The sequence below is a fragment of the Stutzerimonas azotifigens genome, assembly GCF_013522725.1.
Taxonomy (GTDB): Bacteria; Pseudomonadota; Gammaproteobacteria; order Pseudomonadales; family Pseudomonadaceae; genus Stutzerimonas; species Stutzerimonas azotifigens_A.
The window spans coordinates 103,691-124,918 of the sequence record NZ_JAAMRF010000011.1; the positions used below are offsets into that span (position 1 = coordinate 103,691).

Annotated in this window: 19 protein-coding genes and 1 riboswitch; of the genes, 11 read left to right on the forward strand and 8 right to left on the reverse strand. The window is 65.3% G+C overall.

The genetic code is table 11. The features are described from left to right. Positions 1-9 precede the first annotated feature (9 nt). The 5 genes from araG to G7026_RS19540 form a co-directional block, all read right to left on the reverse strand. Positions 10-1,524 carry an L-arabinose ABC transporter ATP-binding protein AraG gene (gene araG, locus G7026_RS19520; RefSeq protein ID WP_181072661.1) on the reverse strand — a complete coding sequence of 505 codons (1,515 nt, stop codon included), beginning with the start codon at positions 1,522-1,524 and terminating at the stop codon, positions 10-12. A 75-nt stretch (positions 1,525-1,599) separates the two neighbouring features. Further along, the gene (locus G7026_RS19525) at positions 1,600-2,601 is read right to left on the reverse strand and encodes a substrate-binding domain-containing protein (protein ID WP_181072662.1); all 1,002 of its coding nucleotides are present in this window, start codon (positions 2,599-2,601) and stop codon (positions 1,600-1,602) included. Positions 2,602-2,723: 122 nt separating this feature from the next. Further along, positions 2,724-3,542, reverse strand: a complete 819-nt coding sequence (locus tag G7026_RS19530) for an SDR family oxidoreductase (protein WP_181072663.1) — start codon at positions 3,540-3,542, stop codon at positions 2,724-2,726. A 61-nt stretch (positions 3,543-3,603) separates the two neighbouring features. After that, positions 3,604-4,482, reverse strand: a complete 879-nt coding sequence (locus tag G7026_RS19535; protein ID WP_181072664.1) for an SMP-30/gluconolactonase/LRE family protein — start codon at positions 4,480-4,482, stop codon at positions 3,604-3,606. A gap of 28 nt (positions 4,483-4,510) precedes the next feature. Then, a complete protein-coding gene (locus G7026_RS19540) occupies positions 4,511-5,224 on the reverse strand; it encodes a FadR/GntR family transcriptional regulator (RefSeq protein WP_181072665.1) in 714 nt (237 codons plus the stop codon). A 197-nt stretch (positions 5,225-5,421) separates the two neighbouring features. Between G7026_RS19540 and G7026_RS19545 the strand changes: the two genes are divergently transcribed. After that, positions 5,422-6,375 (forward strand): LysR family transcriptional regulator, encoded by a 954-nt coding sequence (locus G7026_RS19545; RefSeq protein WP_181072666.1) that lies wholly within the window; start codon positions 5,422-5,424, stop codon positions 6,373-6,375. Then, positions 6,372-7,304 carry a 2-hydroxyacid dehydrogenase gene (locus G7026_RS19550; RefSeq protein WP_181072667.1) on the forward strand — a complete coding sequence of 311 codons (933 nt, stop codon included), beginning with the start codon at positions 6,372-6,374 and terminating at the stop codon, positions 7,302-7,304. The genes G7026_RS19545 and G7026_RS19550 overlap by 4 nt, the downstream gene beginning before the upstream one ends. 59 nt (positions 7,305-7,363) lie before the next feature. On the opposite strand, the gene G7026_RS19555 is transcribed toward G7026_RS19550, so the two are convergent. The 3 genes from G7026_RS19555 to mpl form a co-directional block, all read right to left on the reverse strand. Beyond that, entirely contained in the window at positions 7,364-7,660 is a 297-nt protein-coding gene (locus G7026_RS19555; RefSeq protein ID WP_181072668.1) for a YceK/YidQ family lipoprotein, read from the reverse strand. A 348-nt stretch (positions 7,661-8,008) separates the two neighbouring features. Further along, positions 8,009-8,638, reverse strand: coding sequence for a flavin prenyltransferase UbiX (ubiX, locus tag G7026_RS19560; protein ID WP_181072669.1), 630 nt, complete (start codon positions 8,636-8,638; stop codon positions 8,009-8,011). A 285-nt stretch (positions 8,639-8,923) separates the two neighbouring features. Further along, positions 8,924-10,273, reverse strand: coding sequence for a UDP-N-acetylmuramate:L-alanyl-gamma-D-glutamyl-meso-diaminopimelate ligase (mpl, locus tag G7026_RS19565; RefSeq protein ID WP_181072670.1), 1,350 nt, complete (start codon positions 10,271-10,273; stop codon positions 8,924-8,926). A gap of 192 nt (positions 10,274-10,465) precedes the next feature. On the opposite strand from mpl, the gene exaC reads away from it, so the two are divergent. The 9 genes from exaC (at position 10,466) to dxs (ending at position 20,955) form a co-directional block, all read left to right on the forward strand. Then, complete coding sequence (gene exaC / locus G7026_RS19570; protein ID WP_181072671.1) at positions 10,466-11,986, forward strand: acetaldehyde dehydrogenase ExaC; 1,521 nt, start codon at positions 10,466-10,468, stop codon at positions 11,984-11,986. Positions 11,987-12,219: 233 nt separating this feature from the next. Further along, positions 12,220-13,668, forward strand: coding sequence for an ethanolamine permease (eat, locus tag G7026_RS19575; protein ID WP_181072672.1), 1,449 nt, complete (start codon positions 12,220-12,222; stop codon positions 13,666-13,668). Positions 13,669-13,680: 12 nt separating this feature from the next. After that, positions 13,681-15,075 (forward strand): ethanolamine ammonia-lyase subunit EutB, encoded by a 1,395-nt coding sequence (locus G7026_RS19580; RefSeq protein ID WP_181072673.1) that lies wholly within the window; start codon positions 13,681-13,683, stop codon positions 15,073-15,075. Positions 15,076-15,202: 127 nt separating this feature from the next. Further along, the gene (gene eutC / locus G7026_RS19585; RefSeq protein ID WP_181072674.1) at positions 15,203-16,009 is read left to right on the forward strand and encodes an ethanolamine ammonia-lyase subunit EutC; all 807 of its coding nucleotides are present in this window, start codon (positions 15,203-15,205) and stop codon (positions 16,007-16,009) included. Positions 16,010-16,094: 85 nt separating this feature from the next. Then, positions 16,095-16,919, forward strand: coding sequence for a M90 family metallopeptidase (locus tag G7026_RS19590; protein ID WP_181072675.1), 825 nt, complete (start codon positions 16,095-16,097; stop codon positions 16,917-16,919). 144 nt (positions 16,920-17,063) lie between these two features. Beyond that, complete coding sequence (gene ppa / locus G7026_RS19595) at positions 17,064-17,591, forward strand: inorganic diphosphatase (protein ID WP_138408884.1); 528 nt, start codon at positions 17,064-17,066, stop codon at positions 17,589-17,591. A 171-nt stretch (positions 17,592-17,762) separates the two neighbouring features. Beyond that, positions 17,763-18,005: an exodeoxyribonuclease VII small subunit gene (locus tag G7026_RS19600; RefSeq protein WP_138408883.1), complete on the forward strand. Its 243-nt coding sequence runs from the start codon at positions 17,763-17,765 to the stop codon at positions 18,003-18,005. Further along, positions 18,002-18,889, forward strand: a complete 888-nt coding sequence (locus G7026_RS19605) for a polyprenyl synthetase family protein (protein ID WP_181072676.1) — start codon at positions 18,002-18,004, stop codon at positions 18,887-18,889. Before G7026_RS19600 ends, G7026_RS19605 begins: the two co-directional genes overlap by 4 nt. Positions 18,890-19,029: 140 nt before the next feature. Next, positions 19,030-20,955, forward strand: coding sequence for a 1-deoxy-D-xylulose-5-phosphate synthase (gene dxs, locus G7026_RS19610; protein WP_181072677.1), 1,926 nt, complete (start codon positions 19,030-19,032; stop codon positions 20,953-20,955). A gap of 29 nt (positions 20,956-20,984) precedes the next feature. After that, positions 20,985-21,194, forward strand: a riboswitch (cobalamin riboswitch). Positions 21,195-21,228 lie beyond the last annotated feature (34 nt).

The following is a 21,228-nucleotide window of genomic DNA, read 5'->3' on the forward strand; positions in this document are numbered from 1 at the left end:
TCTTGTCGTTCAGCCGCGCGTACGCGGGAGTGCCAGTTGCAACAGGCGGGACTCTTCGGCCTGCTCGCGCGGGACTTCACCGGTAATGGCGCCCTCGCTCATCACCAGGATGCGGTCGGAGATGCCGATCACTTCCATCAGGTCGCTGGAAACCACGATCACCGCGATGCCGCTGGCGGCGAGGTTGTGGATGATCTGGTAGATCTCGGCCTTGGCGCCGATGTCGATGCCCCGGGTCGGCTCATCGAGCAACAGCACCTTCATCTCCATCGAGAGCCAGCGGCCGAGGATGACTTTCTGCTGGTTGCCACCGGAGAGAAACATGATCTGCTGTTCGGGCGAAGGGGTCTTGATGTTCAGAGCGCGGATCTGCCGTTCGGCGTTGTCGCGCTCCCAGCGCCCTTGCACCAGGCAGCCCATGCGGGCGTTGCGCCGGCGCGCGCCGATGTTGATGTTCTCCGCGACGCTGGCCAGCGGCACGATGCCCTCCTTCTTGCGATCTTCCGGGCAGAGCAGGATGCCGGCCTCGATGGCGTCGCGTGGCGAGCGCAGTGCCAGCGCCTTGCCTTCGAGCGCGAGCGTGCCGGCCTTGTGGGAGGCGAGCCCGGCGAGCAGGCGCAGCAGCTCGGTACGCCCGGCGCCGACCAGGCCGAAGAAGCCGAGCACCTCGCCACGGCTGACCGAAAAGCTCACCGGCTCCTGCAGGCCGTGACCGAGCAGGCCTTCCACCCGCAGCGCTTCGCCCTGGTGTTCGCGGGGGCGGTAGTTGTAGATGTCCTGGATATCCCGGCCGACCATGCAGGTCACCAGCTGATCATGGGTGAGCTCGCTCATCTGATCGAAGGTGCGCACGAAGCGGCCGTCCTTGAAGACAGTGACGGCGTCGCAGATGCGGAAGATCTCTTCCATCCGGTGCGAGACGTAGAGCACCACCCGCCCCTCGTCGCGCAGCCTGGCGATGATCGCCATCAGCCGCTCGATCTCGCGTGAGGACAGGCTGCTGGTGGGTTCGTCGAAGGCGATCACATGGGCGTTGCGCGACATCGCCTTGGCGATTTCGACCAGCTGCCGCTGCCCAAGCGACAAGCTGCCGAGCCGGGTGCCGGGGTCGATCTCATCGGCCAGCCCCTTGAGCAGCTCGCGCGCCTGACGCTGCATGGCGCGCCGGTTGACCAACCCGAAACGCGCCGGCATGTGGCCGAGCAACAGGTTCTCGGCCACGGTCATTTCCGGCACCAGATGCAGCTCCTGATGGATCACTGCAATACCGCTGGCAATGCTCTCGCCGGCCGATTTGAAGGCCATGGTGCGCTCGCCGATCTGCAGGTTGCCGCTGCTCGGCGCATAGGCGCCGCCGAGGATCTTCAGCAGCGTCGACTTGCCGGCGCCGTTCTCGCCCATCAGCGCGTGCACGGTGCCGGGCCGGGCGACGAAGCTGATGTCCGACAACGCACGCACGCCCGGAAAATTCTTGCCGATGGCATTGAAGCGCAGGCTGTCGCCCGCTTTGACTTGCTCGAACATGCTGCCTCCACCCCTCGCCCGATGGGCGAGGTATCTGATCCAGGCCTTTTCAGGCCATCCGGGAGCGCACCGACCTCAGTTCCAGAGGCCGATCTTTTCCAGCTCCTGCTGGAAGTTCTCACGGGTAATCAGGGTGACTTCGTCCATGGCGGTGTACTTGGGCGGCTCCTTGCCGGTAGTGACCCACTCGAACATCATCCGCGCGGTTTCGTAGCCCTCGATGTGGGGGCTGGGCAGCATCGAGCCGAAGAAACCGCTGTTGGGCTTTTTAAGCTCGCCGATGGCATCGGTGCCGTTGATGCCGATGCCGATCACGTTCTCGGCTTTGAAACCCGCACTCTCGGTCGCGCGCACGCCGCCGAGCACGGTGTTGTCGTTCATGCCGCCGATGATCAGGTTCTTCGCGCCGCGCGGCAGCTTGACCAGGGCCGAGTTGGTCGCGTCCATGCTGCCCGGCACGTCGAGGGTCTTCTGCGCGGTGAACAAGATGTGGTCCTCGGGGAAGCCGGCCTTCTTCAGCGCATCCACCGATCCGTCCGTGCGTCTCTTACCGGTATCGAGCTCGTTGTAGGTGTTGACCACCGCATAGGTTTCGCCCCAGTCCCAGCCGCGCTTCTTCGCCTCCTCGGCCATCGCCGCGCCCTGCTTCTGGCCGACCTCGAAGGCCGCCATGCCGAGATAGGGGACCTCTTCCATGAACTCGCCCTTGGCATCGACGAAACGATCGTCGACGGCCATGACCTTGAGGTCGTTGAGCTTGGCCTTGGCGACGATGGCCGGGCCGAGCGCCACGTCGGGCGGGCAGATGACGAAGCCCTTGGCGCCGTTGGCGGCCAGGCTGTCGATGGCGGCCAGGGTTTTCTCGCCGTCCGGCACGGCGATCTTCAGCACGGTGAAACCGTGCTCCTTGCCGGCCTTCTCGGCGAAGGCCCATTCGGTCTGGAACCAGGGTTCTTCGGGCTGCTTGACCAGGAAGCCGATCTTCACCTCTTCGGCAGAGGACAGGCTGGAAAAGCCGACCGCGCCAGCGGTCAGTGCGGCAAAGCACAGGGAGCGGATCCCATGGCGACGAAACATAGCTACCTCCTTATTTTTATTGAATAGCTACAGCGTCCAGCGATTTGGCGCGCGTCGCCGAGTGGCAACGGCGTCATTCATTAAGTCATATCATATTATCAATGGCGCAACGTAACGTAGTGTCACTCGTGGTACATCACCGAGCGGCCACCGTCGATGGTGATGCAGGATGCGTTGATGAATGGGGCTTCGTCGGTGGCCAGGAACAGCGCCGTCATCGCCACTTCGATCGGCTGCCCGATGCGCCTGGGCGGATGCATATCCAGCGCACGCTGGCGCTCGACATGGGGGTCGTCGAAGCCGTTCCAGTAGTCGATGTTGAGCTGGGTTTCGATGTAGCCGGGCGCGATGGCGTTGACCCGGATGCCCTTGGGCGCGTACTCGATGCCCAGCGCCCGGGTCAGCCCCAACAGGCCGTGCTTGGCCACCGGATAGGGAAAGCAGCCGGGAATGATGTTGGTCGAGTGCACCGAGGCGATGTTGATGATGTTGCCAACACCGCGCTCGAGCATGTGCGGCAGCGCCGCCTTGCAGCCGTACCAGACGCCATCCAGATCGATGGCGAAGCAACGGCGCCAATCCTCGTCGGTCATCTCGAGCGGGTCACGGAACACGTTGACCCCGGCGCAGTTGACCAGCACATCGACACGACCGTAACGCTCGATGGCCATGCCGATCAGCGACTCTAGCTGGGCCGGCTGGGTGACATCGGCCTGCATTGCCCAGACCTCCCCACCCCGCTCGCGCCAGCCGGCGGCGACCCGCTCGACCTTCTCGCCCTGGATGTCGCCGACCACCACGCGGGCCTGCTGAGCCTGAAAGCACGCCACGATCGCCTCGCCGATGCCTTGGGCACCGCCCGTGATCACCACCACCTTGTCCTTCAGACGTTCGCCACGCAGCGGCTCGGGGACCGGGGGTAAAGAAAGAGGTGTCGCCATTTTCGGTACGCTCCTGAGACTAACGGGGTGCACCGAACGGGCCGGCACACGGGAAGGGAAATCAGCCGGCGAAACGGGTACAGGGCGTGCCAACCACGCCGACATCGGCCACCAGCACGGCGCCATCCAGAGGGTTGTCGCTGCCCGGAACCGCCGCACTGGTGACGAACAGCTGGTCAAGATCGCGACCGCCGAAGACGCAACTGGTGGGCTGACTGACCGGCAGCTCGACCACCCGATCGAGGCTGCCGTCCGGCGCGAACCTCAGCAGGCAATGGCCGCCCCAACGGGCATTCCAGACGAAACCCTCGGCATCGAGCGCGGAACCGTCCGGTGCGCCGCGCGGGTGCTCGGCCACCCAGACTTCGCGCGCACCGAGGGCGCCGTCCGCCTGAATCGGGTATCGGTAGATGACGCCATCGAGCGTGTCAGCACAATAGAGATGCGCCGACGTCTCGCTCCAGAGCAGCGTGTTGACGATGCCGAAATCGCTGGCCAACTGCGTGACCGAAGCGTCGGCGTCGATCCGGAAAAGCCCGCCCGAGCGGCGGGTGATCGGCAGATCGCCGCCTTGAGGATCCAGGTTGTTCTGCATGCTGCCCAACCACAGCCGTCCGTATCTGTCGCAGCGCGCCTCGTTGGCGCGGTTGCCGACCGTGCGGTCCGGCACGCAGAGTGGAGTGAGCGCTGGCGTTTCGGCATTGACGCCGGGATCGAAGCGGTAAACGCCGCTGGCCAGCGTGACGAGCGCATCGCCGCGGTCGGTCGGAATGAACGCGGAGATCGGCTCGTGAAATCGCCATTGCTCGAACCGACCCTCGGTCAGCCGGCAAGCCAGGTGTGCGGCGATATCGACCCAATACAGAGCCTGTTGCGGGCCGTCCCAGAAGGGACCTTCGGCCAACGTGAAGCGGTGTTCCGACACGGGCAGCCATTGCATAGCGGCCTCCGATTTATTGTTGTTCTGTTCATTCGCGGCGCTGTGCAACCAGCTCCGGGTAAAACTGGGCGATGGTCACCGCCGCCCGCTCGATCAGACTCATGCAGGCCCAGACCCCGCGTGCCGCGTCTCGTGTCGCGATCGCATCGGCCAGATCCTTGTGCAGTGGCAGGGTCTTGCCCAATTCCTCGGGCACCGTGGAGGACACCTCGAAGGACACCGCCAGCAGCGCGCCGAGTGCCGGCAGCATCTGCTCGATGAACTGGTTGTGGCTGGCCGCCAGCACCGCCTCGTGAAACCGGCGATCGGCCAGGTTGTAGTCGCCCTTGTCACCCAGCGAAGCCTCAAGCATCCGATAGGCCTCCTGGATCTCCTCGATCTGCGCCGGCGTGGCGCGCTCGCAGGCCCAGCGCACCGCCATTGGTTCGATACTGCGGCGCAGATCCAGCAGGTCCATCACGAAGTTTTCCGGCAGTCCCTTGGCCGCCAGCCAACCCACGACCTGCGGGTCGAACAGGTTCCAGCTGCGCACCGGCAGCACCCGGGTACCTACCTTGGGCCCCACGTCGAGCATGCCCTTGGCCACCAGCGTCTTGATCGCCTCGCGGACCACCGTCCGGCTCACGCCCAGCTCTTCGCAGAGCACCGCTTCGACCTTGAGGGTCTGCCCGGCCGCCACGGCGCCCGAGGCGATCAACAAGCCTAGGCGATCCACGGTCGCTGCATGAAAACTGCTGGACATCCGCACCTCTAAGGTTCCGCCTGACGGCACTGCATTTGAGGCTAATCATCATATGATTGACTGTCAAATGCGGCGACCTTGATCTAAACCCTGTGCAAACGCCTCGCCTGGACAACAACCGCAGGGGCCACTTTAAAAATCGGGGTCGTTGCTGCCTAATGACAGCTGTTGATTGAGCGATAACTGGCGCTTATCCCATGATCGCACCGCTTACCACCATCGCTTCACGGCTGCGCATCAAGCAGTTGCGGTTGCTCATCGCCCTCGACGAGCAGGGCTCGCTGCATCGCGCCGCAGAGCAGGTCGCCATCAGCCAGCCGGGCGCGACCAAGGCGCTGCACGAGATCGAAAGCACCTTCGGCACCCCGCTCTTCACCCGCACCAGCCAGGGCCTGGTGGCCAACGACCTGGGACGTTGCGTGATCCGCTACGCGCGACTGATCCATAGCGACCTCGCCCATCTGCGCGAAGAAATGGTTGGCATCAGCCAGGGCTTCGGTGGGCGCCTCGCGGTCGGCATCATCATGGGCGCGGTACCGCTGCTGATGCGCGGACTCACCCGGCTTCGAGCCAAGCAACCGGAGCTGTCGGTGGAGATCATCGAAGACACCAGCGCGCGCCTGCTCGGGCTGATCGATCAGGGCCGGCTGGATCTGGCCATCTGCCGCAACAGTGTCAGCCGCAGGCCCGACGCCTATACCTGCGTCAGCCTGCACGAGGAGCCGGTGGTGCTGGTCGCCCATCCCGAGCATCCGCTGGCGGGCAGCGCCCAGTTGGAACTGGGCCAGCTGCAGGGTTACCGCTGGGTGATCTTCCCGACCAACATGCCGATGCGCCTGTTGCTCGAGCGCGAGTTCAGCCAGGCCGGCCTGGAATTTCCACGCTACCCGCTGGAAACGGCCTCCACCTTCACCACCCTCAGCCTGTTGCGCGAAGACCGCGAACTGGTGGCCTTGATGCCGCGTGATGTCGCCCAGTTCAGCGAAGGCTTCGGCATGATCCGCCGCCTCCCCCTGACGCTGCAGTCACGCAGCGAACCCTACGGGGTGGTGACCCGCAGCGGCGCCAGCCTTGCGCCCCCCGCACAGCTGCTACTCGAAGAACTTCAGCGCGAAAGCGCAGCCGACCCTAGCTCCGAGGACCTTGCATGAAACCGCAGCTGCTGATTCTCGCGCCCCTTTCCGCCGACAGCCTCGAGCGCATCAGCCAAGGCTACGACACGCTCTACGCACCGGACGCCGCCAGCCGCGATAAAGCGGTGATCGAGCACGGCGCAACGATCCAGGCAGTGCTGACCATCGGCACCATCGGACTGAGTGCCGATGAAATCGAGCGGATGCCGCAGCTCTCTTTCGTCGCCGCGCTGGGCGTGGGCTACGAGAAGATCGACCTGGACGCCGCTCGAGCGCGGGGCATCGTCATTGCCAACGGCGCCGGCAGCAACGCCGCCTGCGTCGCCGACCACGCCATGGCGCTGCTGCTCGCGGTGATCCGCGATCTCAACCGGCTCGATCGACTCTGCCGCGAGGGCGTCTGGCGCGACGCCCTGCCGATGCAGGATGGCGTGACCGGCAAGCGGCTGGGCATCTTGGGCCTGGGCAGCATCGGCGAGCAGCTGGCACGCCGCGCCACGGCGTTCGACATGAGCGTCGGCTACCACAGCCGCCGCGCCCGTAACGACTACGCGTACCGCTACTTCGCCGACGTGCACGAACTCGCGCACTGGTGCGATTGCCTGGTCGTGGCGATTCCCGGCGGCGCCGCCACGCACCACATGGTCGATGCCTCGGTGCTGCAAGCCCTGGGGCCGGAGGGTTACTTGGTGAACGTCGCGCGCGGTAGCGTCGTCGACACCGCGGCGCTGGCTCACGCGCTGGAAGAAAAGCAGATCGCCGGGGCGGCACTGGATGTCTACGAAAGCGAACCGGAACCGCCACAGGCGCTGCTACACCTGGACAACCTGATCCTCACACCCCATGTCGGCGGGCGCTCACCCCAGGCGCTGGAGCAATCGATCCAGCTGTTCCTGCAGAACATCGACCGCCATTTCGCTGGCGAGCCACCGCTCACGCCCGTCTAGCCTGACCGGGTCTACCCGACGGGTCAGGCCCTGACCGGGTCCAGGCTGCCTCGGCGGGCTCAACGACCGCCCTGCACGTTGAGCCCCAGCCCCAGCACGGCCGCCAATGAGAATGGCAACAACAGGGTGTCGAGCAGCAGGCTGCCCGGCAGGTCGAACGCCGCGTGGCGCGGGGCCTCGGCTCCGAAGCGATCCAGTGGGCAACAGCCGCCATGGAGCGAGTACCAGTCCAGCCGGGTGCCGGCATACACGAGCGGCGCCCCCGGCTTCGATGCATCCAGGGTACGCACGGTGGCGCAGCCGTTGAGCAACAGCGATGAGGTGAGGGCCACTGCGATCCATGGGAATCGTTGCATGTGCTGCCTCCGATGGTGATGCTCGGGTTGCGGGGTGCCGACGGTGCTTGGTATCCGACTGCCTTCTATGGACCACCGCCCTTGGCGCACTGCACCGGGCGCGCATGTCATATTGCATGCCGGCTTGAGCGGTGATGGTGCGTGGTGTCAGGTCGCGACCATGGCTATCTGGAGGCCCGCTCGCGGTCAAGACTGGGCGTCCCCGACCGCTCCCACGACTGCGGGAGGCCTCGTCCGATCAAGCAGTCGAGTCGCAGCACTCGCCTGAGCCTTCACACGAGGCTCCACCGCAAAGCGACCGCACCGACCCGCCAATACGGCCGGCGCCCTTCATTCGCGCCTTTGCGGCTACTCGTCACTGACCAGGTGATGCTCGCCCCAACGCGGCAGCATGTCCTGGGGGATGTTGAGCAGGTTGAGGATGCGCGCCACGACGAAGTCGATCAGGTCGTCCAGCGTCTGCGGCTGGTGATAGAAGCCGGGCGACGCCGGGAGGATCACCGCGCCAAGGTTCGACAGCTTGAGCATGTTTTCCAGGTGGATGCTCGAATACGGCGCCTCGCGCGGCACCAGGATCAACTGGCGGCGCTCCTTGAGGGCCACATCCGACGCGCGCTCGATGAGGTTGTTGCAGGCACCGGTGGCGATGGCCGACAGGGTTCCGGTGGAACAGGGCACCACCACCATCGCGGTCGGCGCGCCGGAACCGGAAGCCGGTGGCGCCATCCAGTCCTCCTTGGCGAACACACGGATCTGCCCGGCGGCCGCACCGGTGTATTCCGACAGAAACGCCTGCATCGCTTGGGGCTTGGCCGGCAGCGTCACGTCGGTCTCGGTGGCCATTACCAGCTGCGCCGCCTTGGAGATGAGGAAATGCACCTCGCGATCTTCCTGCACCAGGCAATCGAGCAGGCGCAGGCCGTATTGCGCGCCGGACGCGCCGGTCATGGCCAGGGTGATGCGTTCCGGTCCGCTCATCGATCTGCTCCGTCGGGCGGGTGCAGCCCCGCCAATTCATTCATGCGGGATGCACCCGCGCTACTGGCTGAAAATACGTGGAAACGCCTTCGGTGATTTCCACCGTGCGACCGCCCTGTCCGTAGGGTGGAAAACCGCGAAGCGTTTCCACCCTCACGTCCGCACGCGTGGAGGAAAAGCCTTCGGCCTTTCCACCCTACAACCGCTCTGTCTTCGTAGGGTGGAAACCGCGAAGCGTTTCCGCCATCACGTCCACACGGGGAAAAGCCTTCGGCGTTTTCCACCCTACGCCAGGGCGTCTGCCAGCTTGACGTGCAAGCCGCCGAAGCCGCCGTTGCTCATGATCACCACTTGGGTACCCGGCTTCGCATCGGCCTTGACCTTGGCGATGATCGCCTCGAGCGAGCCGCACACCGTCGTCTCGACGGGCGAGCCGGCCACGGTCGCGGCCAGGTCCCAGCCCAGGTTCGGCGGCGCGTACCAGATCGCCTGATCGGCCAGCGCCACCGATTCGGCCAGGCCCTCGCGGTGCGCGCCCAGCTTCATGGAGTTGGAGCGCGGCTCGACCACGGCGATGATCGGCGCATCGCCCACGCGCTTGCGCAGGCCGTCGAGCGTCGTGGCGATGGCGGTCGGGTGATGGGCGAAGTCGTCATAGAGCGTGACGCCTTTGATCTCGGCGACCTTCTCCATGCGCCGCTTGACGCTCTTGAATTCGCTCAGCGCTTCGGCGCCCTGTCGGGGCAATACACCAACGTGACGCGCCGCCGCCAGGGTCGCCAGGGCATTGCTGACGTTGTGCAGCCCGGTCAGCTCCCAATCGACCACGCCTTGCACGGCACCATCGAAGATCACCTCGAAGCGCGAGCCGTCGGCGCTGAGCAGGTTGGCCTGCCACTGTCCGCCTTCACCGGTGGTCTGCACCGGCGTCCAGCAACCCATGCCGATCACGCGCTTGAGCGCCTCTTCCGATTGCGGGTGGATGACCAGCCCTTCGCCCGGAATGGTGCGCACCAGATGATGGAACTGCCGCTCGATCGCCGCAAGGTCCGGGAAGATGTCCGCATGATCGAACTCGAGATTGTTCAGGATCGCCGTGCGCGGGCGGTAGTGGACGAACTTGCTGCGCTTGTCGAAGAAGGCGCTGTCGTACTCGTCCGCCTCGACCACGAAGAACGGCGTGCCGCCCAGGCGCGCCGAAATGCCGAAGTTCTGCGGCACGCCACCGATGAGAAAACCCGGGCTCATGCCGGCGTGCTCCAGCACCCAGGCCAGCATGCTGCTGGTGGTGGTCTTGCCATGGGTCCCGGCCGCCGCGAGGACCCAACGCCCCTGTAGCACATGGTCGGCCAGCCACTGCGGGCCGGACACATAGGGCAGCCCCTTGTTCAGCACGTATTCGACCGCAGGGTTACCGCGCGTCATCGCGTTGCCGACCACCACCAGATCCGGTGCGGGCTCCATGTGCGCCGGCTCATAGCCTTGCATCAGCTCGATGCCTTGGGCTTCGAGCTGAGTGCTCATCGGCGGGTAGACATTGGCATCCGAACCGGTGACCCGATGGCCAAGCTCCTTGGCCAGCACGGCCAGCGAACCCATGAAGGTGCCGCAGATGCCGAGAATATGGATATGCATGTCGTTTCTCTGCAAAGGGGTGAGGCGCGCTCGAAAGGCGCGGCTGAGGCCGCCGATGGCAGCCAGGAATGGGCCGCAGATTACCACAGGGCCTGTTGGCGATCGGCGGATCACTTCGTTCGCCGGTTGCCAGCCGGTGATCTACGCTTGATGCACAGCAGTCCATCACAATTACAAGATCAGGAGACTCCCATGCGTTACGCCCATCCCGGCAGCGAAGGTGCCCTCGTTTCCTTCAAGTCTCGCTACGGCAACTACATCGGCGGCGAATTCGTCGAGCCGGTCAAAGGCCAATATTTCACCAATTTGTCTCCCGTCAACGGCCAGCCCATCGCCGAATTTCCGCGCTCCGATGCCGCCGATATCGAGAAGGCGCTGGACGCCGCCCACGCCGCCGCCGATGCCTGGGGCAAGACCAGCGTACAGGCGCGCTCGCTGATCCTGCTGAAGATTGCCGATCGCATCGAGCAGAACCTCGAGATGCTCGCCATCACCGAGACCTGGGACAACGGCAAGGCCGTGCGTGAAACCCTGAACGCCGACATCCCCCTGGCCGCCGACCACTTCCGCTACTTCGCCGGCTGCATTCGCGCCCAGGAAGGCACCAGCGCCGAGATCGACGAACACACCGCCGCCTATCACTTCCACGAGCCGTTGGGCGTGGTTGGGCAGATCATTCCCTGGAACTTCCCGATCCTGATGGCCGCGTGGAAGCTCGCCCCGGCGCTGGCTGCCGGCAACTGCATCGTGCTCAAGCCCGCCGAGCAGACCCCGCTGGGCATTGCCGTACTGATGGAGGTGATCGGCGATCTGCTGCCACCGGGCGTGCTCAACGTCGTGCAGGGCTACGGCCGCGAAGCCGGCGAAGCCCTGGCTAGCAGCAAGCGCATCGCCAAGATCGCTTTCACTGGCTCCACGCCGGTGGGCTCGCACATCATGAAGCGCGCCGCCGAGAGCATCATCCCGAGCACCGTGGAGCTGGGCGGCAAGAGCCCGAACATTTACTTCGAAGACATCATGCAAGCCGAGCCGACCTTCATCGAAAAGGCCGCCGAAGGCCTGGTGCTGGGCTTCTTCAACCAGGGCGAGGTCTGCACCTGCCCGTCTCGGGCCCTGGTGCAGGAATCGATCTACGCGCCCTTCATGGAAGCGGTGATGAAGAAGGTCGCGCAGATCAAGCGCGGCGACCCGCTGGACACCGACACCATGGTCGGCGCCCAGGCCAGCCAGCAGCAGTTCGACAAGATCATGTCGTATCTCGAAATCGCCCAGCAGGAAGGCGCCGAAGTACTCACCGGCGGCGGCGTGGAAAAGCTCGAAGGCTCGCTCGCGACCGGCTATTACATCCAGCCGACCCTGCTCAAGGGCACCAACAAGATGCGCGTCTTCCAGGAGGAGATCTTCGGCCCGGTGATCGGCGTCACCACCTTCAAGGACGAAGCCGAAGCGCTGGCCATCGCCAACGACACCGAGTACGGCCTTGGCGCGGGCGTCTGGACCCGCGACATCAACCGCGCCTACCGCATGGGCCGGGCGATCAAGGCCGGACGCGTCTGGACCAACTGCTACCACCTCTACCCCGCCCACGCGGCCTTCGGCGGCTACAAGAAGTCCGGTGTCGGGCGCGAGACCCACAAGATGATCCTCGATCACTACCAGCAGACCAAGAACCTGCTGGTGAGCTACGACATTAACCCGCTGGGCTTCTTCTGAGTCACGGCGAGGCGGGCACCCGCAGGGCTGCCCGCCTGGTGTTCATCGATCCGGAGCCCAATATCCCGGCTGACGCACCGTGTGTGCCACACCGGCCCCATGCGGCGCCCCAAATGCGTGCAGAACGTAGGCCCAACACCGCGCCGACCGGCACGAATCGGCCTTCCCAGCCCAGGGCACACCGCTTGCTAGCAGAACCGTCGTAGGCCCAACCTTCTCCAGAGGATTTCCGCATGGCTCTTGAACACGGCAGTTCAACCCCATCCAGCAACGCCATCGATTTCGAAGCGGTAGGCAGCCAATACTTCCAGCAACGTGAACTGAAAAAAGGGGCCGCCGGCTGGGTGCTGCTGGTCGGCCTCGGCGTCGCCTATGTGATTTCCGGTGATTACGCCGGATGGAACTTCGGCCTAGCCCAGGGCGGCTGGGGCGGGTTGTTCATCGCCACGCTGCTGATGGCGACCATGTACCTGTGCATGTGCTTCTCGCTGGCCGAGCTCTCCTCGATGATTCCCACCGCCGGAGGCGGCTACGGCTTCGCACGCAGCGCGTTCGGCCCGCTGGGCGGGTTCCTCACCGGCACCGCGATCCTCATCGAATACGCCATCGCCCCGGCCGCCATTGCGGTATTCATCGGCGCCTACTGCGAGTCGTTGTTCGGTATCGGCGGCTGGGCGATCTACCTCGCCTTCTACATCATCTTCATCGGTATCCACATCTTCGGTGTCGGCGAAGCACTCAAGCTGATGTTCGTCATCACCGCCATCGCCGCGCTGGCGCTGGCCGTGTTCATCGTGGCGATGGTGCCGCACTTCTCCGTCGACAAGCTGCTCGACATCACCCCGACCACGGCGGCAGGCGCCAGCGCCTTCCTGCCATTCGGCTACGTCGGCATCTGGGCGGCGATCCCTTATGCGATCTGGTTCTTCCTCGCCGTCGAAGGCGTGCCGCTGGCCGCCGAGGAAACCAAGAACCCGCAACGCGACATGCCGCGCGGGCTGATCGGCGCCATGCTGATACTCGTCGCCTTCGCCGGGCTGATCCTGCTGGTGGGGCCGGGCGGCGCAGGCTCCAGCACCCTGGTCGAGTCCGGCAACCCGCTGGTCGAAGCACTGACCACGGCCTATGGTTCGTCGACCTGGATGAGTGGCTTCGTCAACCTGGTCGGCCTGGCCGGCCTGATCGCCAGCTTCTTCTCCATCATCTATGCCTACTCGCGGCAGATCTTCGCGCTATCGCGAGCCGGCTACCTGCCGCGCAAACTCTCGCTGACCAACAAGAACAAGGCGCCGGTAATGGCGCTCATCATTCCGGGCGTGATCGGCTTTCTGCTTTCGCTGACTGGCCAGGGCGACCTGCTGATTCTGGTGGCGGTGTTTGGCGCGACCATCTCCTACGTGCTGATGATGGCCTCGCACATCGTTCTGCGCCTGCGCCGGCCGGATATGCATCGCCCGTACAAGACGCCCGGCGGCATCCTGACCTCGGGCGTCGCCCTTGTGCTGGCCTGCATCGCGGTCATCGCGGGCTTCTTGGTCGATCCGCGGGTGATCATTGGCGCGGCGATTATCTATGGCATCTTCATCGCCTACTTCGCCTTCTACAGCCGCCACCATCTCGTCGCGGGCACGCCCGAGGAAGAGTTCGCGGCCATCGAGAAGGCCGAGGCAACGCTCAACTGACTGGAGGCGACGATGGCGGGTTACTCCTATAGCGTGGGCGGCACCACCTGGCGCTTCGACAGCCTGCGGGAGGTGATGGCCAAGGCCAGCCCGGCGCGCTCCGGCGACTACCTCGCCGAAATCGCGGCGGGCAGCGACGCCGAACGGGTCGCCGCGCAGATGTGCCTGGCGCAGCTGCCGCTCAAGCGTTTCCTCAACGAGGCGCTGATTCCCTACGAAACGGATGAGGTCACCCGCCTGATCATCGACAGCCACGACGCCGAGGCCTTCGCCCCGGTCAGCCACCTGACCGTCGGCGATTTCCGCAACTGGCTGCTGGGCGACGAGGCCGACGAGGCATCGCTCAGGGCTCTGGCGCCGGGGCTGACGCCCGAGATGGTCGCCGCGGTATCGAAGATCATGCGGGTGCAGGACCTGATCCTGGTGGCGCAGAAGGTTCGGGTGGTGACCCGTTTTCGCAATACCATCGGCCTACGCGGACGCATGTCCACCCGCCTGCAACCTAACCATCCCACCGACGACGGTGCAGGCATCGCGGCCAGCATCGTCGACGGGTTGCTCTACGGTAACGGCGACGCGGTGATCGGCATCAACCCGGCCACCGACAGCACCAGCGGGATCTGCGAGCTGCTGAAGATGCTCGACGCCATCATCCAGCGCTACGAGATCCCCACCCAGGGCTGCATCCTCACCCACGTCACCACCTCGATCGAGGCCATCGCGCGCGGCGCGCCGCTGGATCTGGTATTCCAGTCCATCGCCGGCACCGAAGAGGCCAACACCAGCTTCGGCATCAACCTCGCGATGCTGCAGGAAGGCTACGAGGCGGGCCTGTCGCAAAAGCGCGGCACCGTCGGCGACAACCTGATGTACTTCGAGACCGGCCAGGGCAGCGCGCTTTCGGCCAATGCCCATCACGGCGTCGACCAGCAGACCTGCGAGGCCCGCGCCTATGCCGTGGCGCGCCGCTTCAAACCGCTGTTGGTGAACACCGTGGTCGGTTTCATCGGCCCGGAATACCTCTATAACGGCAAGCAGATCATCCGCGCCGGGCTGGAAGACCACTTCTGCGCCAAGCTGCTCGGCGTACCCATGGGCTGCGACATCTGCTACACCAACCATGCCGAAGCCGACCAGGACGACATGGACGTGCTGCTGACCCTGCTCGGTACCGCCGGCATCAACTTCATCATGGGTATCCCGGGTTCGGACGACGTGATGCTGAACTACCAGACCACCTCGTTTCACGACGCGCTCTACCTGCGCCAAAGCCTGGGGCTCAGGCCCGCGCCGGAGTTCGAGGAGTGGCTGGCGAAGATGGAGATCCTGCGTCAGGACGGCGGCCGCATCCAACTGGGCGAGCAGTTGCCCGCCGCGTTCCGCCAGGCACTGGAGCGCATGGCGTGAGTCGCCCCGACCTGGTGGCAGATGCGGCCTCCGCTACTGCTATCCAGCAGGCCGACCTCCATCCATCGCACCGCACCCGCTTGCCCTTGCAGCGAGCCTGCCAACCGTCCAGTGATCCGAGGCCACCATGCCCGAGAAGCCCACCACCGTCGCCAACCCCTGGAACCACCTGCGCCAGCTCACCCCGGCCCGCATCGCGCTGGGACGCGCCGGTGCCAGCCTGCCCACCGACGCCCAGCTGGACTTCCAGTTCGCCCATGCCCAGGCGCGTGATGCCGTGCACCTGGCGCTGGATACCGACGCGCTCGCCGAACGACTCGAGCAGGCAGGCTTCGACAGCCTGCAATTGCACAGCGCCGCCGCGGATCGCAACACCTACCTGCAACGGCCCGATCTCGGCCGCCGCCTGGACGAAGCCTCGACCGCGACACTGGACAACCATGCCGCAGCGCACCCCGACGGTTATGACCTGGCCGTGGTGATCGCCGACGGCCTGTCCGCCCTCGCCGTCGAGCGTCACGCCCTGGCGCTGCTCACCCGCTTCGCCGAGCAGGCCGCAGCCGATGGCTGGTGCCTGGCGCCGATCTGCCTGGTGCAACAGGGCCGTGTGGCGCTGGGCGACGAGGTTGGCGAACGGCTCAGGGCGAAAATGACGGTCATGCTCTTGGGCGAACGCCCGGGCCTCAGCTCGCCGGACAGCCTGGGCCTGTACTTCACCTATGCCCCGAAAGTGGGCCGCACCGATGCCGACCGCAACTGCATCTCCAACATTCGCCTGGAAGGGCTGAGCTACAACCTGGCCGCCCATCGCCTGCTCTACCTGATGCGCGAGGCCTGCCGGCGTCAGCTCTCCGGTGTGAAACTCAAGGACGACGCACAGATGCTCAGCGTTGACGACGACGCGCCTAAGCACGGCAATTTCCTGCTGGGTTAGATCGGCCCGTCATCGAGGACGCTTCGGCTTGCCGCTATCCAGCGGCCCGCTTAAGGTTGTCGCCTTCCCCGCTGGAAACTCTCCCATGTGGTCATTTCGCGACTGGCGCCGCAAACGCACCCTCGCTCGCCTGGCGGTCGAACCCGCGCTCTGGCAGAGCGTGCTCGACAGCCTGCCGATACTGGATGGCCTGAGCCTCGACGAGACCGAGCGTCTGCGTGAACGCAGCCTGTTGTTCCTGCATGCCAAACGCCTGACCACCCTGCCCGGCGTCGAGCTCGACATCGCCGATCGCCTGCGCCTGGCCGCACAGGCACAGCTGCCGCTGCTGCATCTGGCCGACCTCAACTGGTACCAGGGCTTTCACGAAATCGTGATCTATCCCGACGACTTTCGCAGCCCACAGAAACACCGCGATTCGGCGGGCGTCGTGCATGAGTGGGATGCCGAGCACAGCGGCGAAGCCTGGCTGCAGGGGCCGGTGATCCTCGCCGCGCCCGGGGTGCAGGAGAGCGGAGGCTGGGAGGCCTACAACCTGATCATCCACGAGCTGGCCCACAAGCTGGACATGCTCAACGGCGACGCCAACGGCCTGCCACCCCTGCATGCCTACATGCGCATCACGGACTGGGCGCAGGCCATGCAGAGCGCCTACGACACACTCAATGCCACGCTCGATGCCGACCCCGGGGCACAGACGCCGATCGATCCCTACGCCGCAGAAGATCCGGCCGAGTTCTTCGCCGTCACCAGCGAATATTTCTTCAGCGCACCAGACCTGCTGCTGGAGGCCTTTCCAGCGGTCTACGAGCAGCTCAAGGGCTTCTATCGCCAGGACCCGGCGGCGCGCCTGCGTCAGCTGCAGGCCGAACATCCCGAATATGCCGTGCCACCAACGGAACCCGCCTGACTTCCACACGTCGAATGGCGACCCGCAATCACGACCATTGGCTAGCCCCCTCGGTCATGGCAACGAAACGGGAATCTGCCTATAATCGCGGCCACTTTTTCCGCCCCACCAGGCCAGCGCTGGCCGATCACGGAGCCTTCATCCATGAGCTACAGCAAGATCCCGGCCGGTAAAGACCTGCCGAATGACATCTACGTCGCCATCGAGATCCCGGCCAACCACGCGCCGATCAAGTACGAAATCGACAAGGACAGCGACTGCCTGTTCGTCGACCGTTTCATGGCCACTCCGATGTTCTACCCGGCCAACTACGGCTACATCCCCAACACCCTGGCCGACGACGGCGACCCGCTCGACGTGCTCGTGGTCACCCCCTACCCCGTCGCGCCCGGCTCGGTGATCCGCGCCCGCCCCGTCGGCGTACTGCACATGACCGACGAAGCCGGCGGTGACGCCAAGCTGATCGCCGTCCCCCACGACAAGCTCAGCCAGCTGTATGTGGACATCAAGGAATACACCGACCTGCCTGCCCTGCTGCTCGAGCAGATCAAGCACTTCTTCGAGAACTACAAGGATCTGGAGAAGGGCAAGTGGGTCAAGGTAGAGGGCTGGGGCAACGCCGACGCGGCCCGCGCCGAAATCACCAAGGCGGTTGCGGCTTACCAGAAGTAAGCCTGCGCCACCCCCTGAAGCCGGCCACAAGCCGGCTTTTTTATTGCCCGCGTTTCAGCCAGCACGATCGAACGCCCTGCCCGTCGCAGCCTGCAACAGCCCGGCGTTGGCGATAGCGGACAAGCTCTGCTAGTGTCGCGCCGGTTCAGCCGCCCCACACAGGTTTCCATCATGGCCCGCAAGAAAGCCGCGCTCGATTTCGAACAGTCCATCGCCGACCTGCAGCAGCTGGTCGAGCGCCTCGAGAGCGGCGAGCTCTCGCTTGAGGACTCGCTGACCTGCTTCGAGCAGGGTATCCGCCTGACCCGCGACTGCCAGGCTGCGCTGACCCAGGCCGAGCAGAAGGTACAGATTCTGCTCGAGCGTGACGGAGAACTGCAGGAAGCGCCTTTCGAGACGGATACCGACGCATGATCGTCCAGTACCAAAAGGCCTGCCAGGCTCGCGTCGACGGCTGTCTCAGTACCCTGTTCCAACCGCCGCGAACCGAGCTCACCCGGCTCTATCAGGCGATGCGCTACAGCGTGATGAACGGCGGCAAGCGGGTTCGACCGCTGTTGGTCTACGCCGCCAGCGAAGCCCTCGGCGGCGATCCGGTGCAGGCCGACGGCGCGGCCTGCGCCGTCGAGCTGATTCATGCTTACTCGCTGGTGCACGACGACCTGCCCGCGATGGACGACGATGATCTGCGCCGGGGTCAGCCAACCACCCACAAGGCCTTCGACGAAGCCTGCGCGATCCTTGCGGGCGACGGGCTGCAGAGCCTGGCGTTCGAAGCGCTTGCCGTCAGTGAACTCAACCCGGCGGATGCAAGCCTGCGCCTGGAGATGCTGGTGACGCTCGCACGCGCCGCCGGTCCGTCGGGAATGGTCGGCGGGCAGGCGATCGACCTCGGATCGGTGGGACACAAGCTCGACCGCCAGGCGCTAGAGACCATGCACCGGCATAAGACTGGCGCACTGATCGAAGCCAGCGTTCACCTCGGCGCGCTGGCCAGCGGCAACGCCAGTCCCGAAGCCCTGGCAGCGCTCGGTGAATACGCCCGGGCGATCGGGCTGGCTTTCCAGGTGCAGGACGACATCCTGGATGTCGAGAGCGATACCTTGACCCTCGGCAAGCTTCAGGGTGCCGATATCGCGCGCGATAAACCCACCTACCCGTCACTGCTCGGTCTCGTGCCCGCCAAGGCCTATGCCATCGAGCTGTGCGACCAGGCACTGGCGGTTATCGAACCTCTGGGCGCTCCCGCGCAACCGCTTCGCGAGCTGGCTCGCTTCATCGTCGAACGGCGCAGCTGAGGGCCCCGGCCCGGCGCCGCGTATGTCGGCTTTTTGCCAGAGCCCACGGCCCGCGCCGCACCTTGAGGTCGAGCGGCGTTCTTATCAGGGAATCCATCGGTTAAACTGCCGCTCTTTTTCCAAATAAAACGATTCGCCTGATGCCCAAGACGTTCCATGAGATTCCTCGGGTGCGCCCGTCGACGCCCGTTCTTGACCGCGCGGCCACGCCCGAGCAACTGCGCCGGCTGGGCGAAACGGAGCTGGAGGTCCTCGCAGACGAGCTGCGCCAGGAGCTGCTGTTCAGCGTCGGCCAGACCGGCGGGCACTTCGGCGCCGGGCTCGGCGTCATCGAGCTGACCATCGCCCTGCACTATGCCTTCGACACGCCCGACGACCGACTGGTATGGGACGTTGGCCATCAGGCCTATCCGCACAAGATTCTCACCGGACGCCGCGAGCGCATGGCCAGCCTGCGCCAGAAGGACGGTCTTGCCGCCTTCCCGCGCCGCACCGAAAGCGAGTACGACACCTTTGGCGTCGGCCACTCGAGCACATCCATCAGCGCAGCCCTGGGCATGGCGATCGCGGCACGCCTGCAGGGCCAGTCGCGCAAGACGATCGCCGTCATAGGCGACGGCGCGCTGACCGCCGGCATGGCCTTCGAGGCGCTCAACCACGCCCCCGAAGTCGGCGCCGACATGCTGGTGGTGCTCAACGACAACGACATGTCGATCTCACGCAACGTCGGCGGGCTGTCCAACTACCTGGCCAAGATCCTCTCCAGCCGCACGTACAGCAGCATGCGCGAAGGCAGCAAAAAGGTGCTCTCGCGGCTGCCGGGGGCCTGGGAAATCGCTCGGCGCACCGAGGAATACGCCAAGGGTATGCTGGTGCCCGGCACCCTGTTCGAAGAACTCGGCTGGAACTACATCGGCCCCATCGACGGCCACGACCTGCCGACCCTGATCGCCACACTGCGCAACATGCGAGACCTGAAAGGCCCGCAGTTCCTGCACGTCGTGACAAAGAAGGGCAAAGGCTTCGCGCCTGCCGAGGTCGATCCGATCACCTGGCATGCGATCAGCAAGCTGGACCCGGTCGACGCCCCGAGCGCCCCCAAACCCGTCACCGGCCCGAAGTATTCCAACGTCTTCGGCCAGTGGCTGTGCGACATGGCCGAAGCCGACCCACGCCTTGCCGGCATCACCCCGGCGATGAAGGAAGGTTCGGATCTGGTGGCATTCAGCGAACGCTTCCCGGATCGCTACTTCGACGTCGCGATCGCCGAACAGCATGCCGTCACCCTCGCTGCCGGCATGGCCTGCGAAGGCGCCAAACCGGTGGTGGCGATCTACTCGACCTTCCTCCAGCGCGCCTACGACCAGCTGATCCACGACGTCGCCGTGCAGAACCTCGATGTGCTCTTCGCCATCGACCGTGCCGGCCTGGTCGGCGAGGACGGCCCAACCCACGCCGGCAGCTTCGACCTCTCCTACCTGCGCTGCATCCCGGGCATGCTGGTGATGACGCCCAGCGACGAGAACGAGATGCGCCGCATGCTCACCACCGGTTTCCACTACACCGGCCCGGCGGCGGTGCGCTACCCGCGCGGCAACGGACCGAACGCCGCGATCGAGCCGGGCCTGCAGCCGTTGGAAATCGGCAAGTCGGTGGTTCGCCGCGAGGGCAAGCGGACTGCGCTGCTGGTCTTCGGTGTGCAGCTGCCGCAGGCGATGGAGGTGGCCGAGAAGCTGGATGCGACGGTCGTCGACATGCGCTTCGTCAAGCCCTTGGATGAAGCCCGCGTGCGTTCGCTGGCCGAGCAGCATGAGCTGCTGGTGACCATCGAGGAAAACAGCGTCATGGGCGGTGCCGGCAGTGCGGTCAGCGAGTACCTCGCCGCCCAGGGCATCGTGGTTCCGCTGCTGCACCTCGGTTTGCCGGACACTTACGTCGAGCATGCCAAGCCGAACCAGATGCTCGCCGAGTGCGGGCTGGATGCCTCCGGCATCGAGGTCTCGGTCCGTGCACGGCTGGCCGCGCTCGACGCCGCGACGCCACGTACCGCCGGCTCTGGCGCTTGAGTTTTATCCGACCGCGACTTATGGTGCGCGGCGTTTCGATTGACCGAGGTCGCCCGCACTGAAGGTGCGGGCGTTAAAAGGGAAGCAGGTGCGCCAATTGGCAAAGCCTGCGCTGCCCCCGCAACGGTAAGTGACCGCGATCTTTGATCGCCGCGTTTCCGACAACCACTGGGCGTGCCCGGGAAGGTGGAAAAGTGAGCGTCGCAAGCCCGGAGACCTGCCTCGGACAGTAGCGACTGGTGCTGCGGAGGGCTGCACCGTCAAGCGCAGCCC

Bases quoted from the DNA above. Each gene is read 5' to 3' on its own strand.
- G7026_RS19535 (WP_181072664.1), bottom strand. From the start codon at position 4,482: ATGCAATGGCTGCCCGTGTCGGAACACCGCTTCACGTTGGCCGAAGGT.
- eutC (WP_181072674.1), top strand. From the start codon at position 15,203: ATGCCCGAGAAGCCCACCACCGTCGCCAACCCCTGGAACCACCTGCGC.
- G7026_RS19605 (WP_181072676.1), top strand. From the start codon at position 18,002: ATGATCGTCCAGTACCAAAAGGCCTGCCAGGCTCGCGTCGACGGCTGT.
- mpl (WP_181072670.1), bottom strand. From the start codon at position 10,273: ATGCATATCCATATTCTCGGCATCTGCGGCACCTTCATGGGTTCGCTG.
- G7026_RS19555 (WP_181072668.1), bottom strand. From the start codon at position 7,660: ATGCAACGATTCCCATGGATCGCAGTGGCCCTCACCTCATCGCTGTTG.
- G7026_RS19580 (WP_181072673.1), top strand. From the start codon at position 13,681: ATGGCGGGTTACTCCTATAGCGTGGGCGGCACCACCTGGCGCTTCGAC.
- eat (WP_181072672.1), top strand. From the start codon at position 12,220: ATGGCTCTTGAACACGGCAGTTCAACCCCATCCAGCAACGCCATCGAT.
- G7026_RS19600 (WP_138408883.1), top strand. From the start codon at position 17,763: ATGGCCCGCAAGAAAGCCGCGCTCGATTTCGAACAGTCCATCGCCGAC.
- ubiX (WP_181072669.1), bottom strand. From the start codon at position 8,638: ATGAGCGGACCGGAACGCATCACCCTGGCCATGACCGGCGCGTCCGGC.
- G7026_RS19545 (WP_181072666.1), top strand. From the start codon at position 5,422: ATGATCGCACCGCTTACCACCATCGCTTCACGGCTGCGCATCAAGCAG.
- araG (WP_181072661.1), bottom strand. From the start codon at position 1,524: ATGTTCGAGCAAGTCAAAGCGGGCGACAGCCTGCGCTTCAATGCCATC.
- ppa (WP_138408884.1), top strand. From the start codon at position 17,064: ATGAGCTACAGCAAGATCCCGGCCGGTAAAGACCTGCCGAATGACATC.
- G7026_RS19530 (WP_181072663.1), bottom strand. From the start codon at position 3,542: ATGGCGACACCTCTTTCTTTACCCCCGGTCCCCGAGCCGCTGCGTGGC.
- G7026_RS19590 (WP_181072675.1), top strand. From the start codon at position 16,095: ATGTGGTCATTTCGCGACTGGCGCCGCAAACGCACCCTCGCTCGCCTG.
- dxs (WP_181072677.1), top strand. From the start codon at position 19,030: ATGCCCAAGACGTTCCATGAGATTCCTCGGGTGCGCCCGTCGACGCCC.
- G7026_RS19550 (WP_181072667.1), top strand. From the start codon at position 6,372: ATGAAACCGCAGCTGCTGATTCTCGCGCCCCTTTCCGCCGACAGCCTC.
- G7026_RS19525 (WP_181072662.1), bottom strand. From the start codon at position 2,601: ATGTTTCGTCGCCATGGGATCCGCTCCCTGTGCTTTGCCGCACTGACC.
- exaC (WP_181072671.1), top strand. From the start codon at position 10,466: ATGCGTTACGCCCATCCCGGCAGCGAAGGTGCCCTCGTTTCCTTCAAG.
- G7026_RS19540 (WP_181072665.1), bottom strand. From the start codon at position 5,224: ATGTCCAGCAGTTTTCATGCAGCGACCGTGGATCGCCTAGGCTTGTTG.